The organism is Arsenophonus sp. ENCA (genome assembly GCF_002287155.1).
In the GTDB taxonomy this organism is placed as follows: Bacteria; Pseudomonadota; Gammaproteobacteria; order Enterobacterales; family Enterobacteriaceae; genus Arsenophonus; species Arsenophonus nilaparvatae.
This window is the reverse complement of sequence record NZ_NHNG01000648.1, coordinates 1-1,909: the sequence shown is the minus strand read 5'-3', so window position 1 is coordinate 1,909 and position 1,909 is coordinate 1. Positions and strand designations below refer to the sequence as shown.

The window sequence follows — 1,909 nt, the reverse complement described above, 5'->3', positions numbered from 1 at the left end:
TATCAAAGCTTCTAACATTCATATTAACAATGTTAAATCTTTCTGAAACTACCTTAAAGACATCCTCTCTTGATACACCAAGAGATAACATTTCTTCCACTTCTGGCAGCATCATCTGGATGGCGCCTCTAATGCTTTTGGGCTTCATATCAGCCTCTTTAAAATGAAGTAATTTTGATGTAAAAATGACAAAAAAGTCATCATTAGATGTAATAATGATGTATAAAAGGCGTATTGTCAAGCATGACCGTTGTAAAAATGACGTATTTTTGATGTGTAGCCATTTTTACCCCCAAGAACCCCGTGTAGCGGCGGGCGTAGCGTCGAAAAATGGCACATTTTAGGACGCTACGCCTATCCTGCATCGTGTGTTTTTTATGGTTATTTGTGTGTTGGATTTTAAGGCGTTATTTTTCTGGGTTATTTCGCTTCTTTAGGGTAAACTCATGGTGTTCTCCAGCGAGTAATTGTAATAACATATACTCGCTATTGGTGATCTTTCTATGCTGAATACTACTTTTAGGCAACTCTTTACGTTGCCAATAATTCAATGATATTCCGAATAGCATAGCTATCTCTTTCTGAGTTAATCCGGTTTTTACACGCAGAGATTTTATTTCTTCTGCGCTGGGTGAGCTATCATCCATTTTCTATTTTCCTTGCTATTTTATTTATTATATTTTTAAAAATATTCTTTTCTTCATAAAGCAAAGAAGAAGGTAATACATCATAACTTATTTTGTCAAAATCACTTATTCTGATATTAGTACTGAACACAATCTTTCTTGTTGTAGACTTATTTGGATCAGCCACTTTACGTTTCGATCTTATTTTAATTTTCTTTTCAAGAAGTAAATCATAGCCATCTTCTTTTTTTTTACAGGTTACACAATAATTTTTACTTCCTATTCCGACTCTATCGTATAAGGTAGGTAATTCTTTTCCTTTTATCATTATAAGTAACCTTTCATATTGTGATTATGTGAAAACAAACTTTATATTGTGATTATGTGAAAACAAACTTTAAAAAATTTAAACACCATATCGCTTTAACTCTCTTTTGTCTTCGACCATTTAACAATTACGGTCGCTGATAGTTCGTAACAGGCATGACTCGCACAGCTCGTCACGCCTGAAAAACGCTGTGCAGGGCGCGCAAGCGCAGTTCCGGGGGATATAATCGTTTAGCAGTTCGCTACGCTCACGTATCGGCGCGTATAGCCCTTTGTATTCTTCTATCACCATTTTTCGCGCCTTTCATGCCCTTACGGGCATCTTAACATTAGAAGATGGTTAGCGTCTTTTGACGATAGCCAGCCACCAATGATGACTGGCGTAAATAGGATTTATAACGTAGATACAAACCCAACAATTTTAACTAGCTGCTCGGTAGTGAGTTTATAGAGCTTGAGGTTATATCCGTCATAACCTTCTTTTACTCTGCCACGAACACCACTTGAGGCTACCATACCCGTAATGGCATTATGATAAGATTCTAACTTGACTTGCTGCGCTAGCATTCCTTTTAAAATTCTTTTTTGTTCTTTTTTCTCCTCTTCTTTCTGGTGATACTCGTTAGCTTTGCTGATTTCATCAACAGCGGTAATTAATATTTTTCGTTTAATATCTTGCGCTATTGCGCTCGCATTTCTTGTAAGTGAAACAGAGCATTTTGCTAATTTACTATAGCGGTAGTGATAGTAATCAACACTGCCATAAATCATGATCCGGTCTTTTTCCTTTTTAGCAACAATAGAGTAATTCTTTAGAATTGGATTCATCAATTTTATACAGTGTTTTTCATCCTGATGTAGTTTATTTATTCGCCATCCATTACCCAGAAAGCCACAAATACGCTCAAAAAGGGGTAAATATGCTGATTTAAATGTTTTTGTATTATTCATTTTGC

3 protein-coding genes are annotated in these 1,909 nt (G+C 35.7%); all 3 read right to left on the bottom strand.

All coding sequences use genetic code 11. The features are described from left to right. Nucleotides 1-407 precede the first annotated feature (407 nt). On the bottom strand, nucleotides 408-647 hold the full coding sequence (locus CBG25_RS16880) for an XRE family transcriptional regulator (RefSeq protein ID WP_290608069.1): 240 nt from the start codon (nucleotides 645-647) through the stop codon (nucleotides 408-410). Next, a complete protein-coding gene (locus CBG25_RS16875) occupies nucleotides 640-954 on the bottom strand; it encodes a hypothetical protein (RefSeq protein WP_290608068.1) in 315 nt (104 codons plus the stop codon). The genes CBG25_RS16880 and CBG25_RS16875 overlap by 8 nt, the downstream gene beginning before the upstream one ends. A gap of 392 nt (nucleotides 955-1,346) precedes the next feature. After that, nucleotides 1,347-1,909 (bottom strand): hypothetical protein (locus CBG25_RS16870; RefSeq protein WP_290608067.1); only part of this gene is annotated, 563 nt, incomplete at its 5' end.

Coding starts and splice junctions, on each gene's coding strand:
- CBG25_RS16875 (WP_290608068.1), bottom strand. CDS start 954: ATGATAAAAGGAAAAGAATTACCTACCTTATACGATAGAGTCGGAATA.
- CBG25_RS16880 (WP_290608069.1), bottom strand. CDS start 647: ATGGATGATAGCTCACCCAGCGCAGAAGAAATAAAATCTCTGCGTGTA.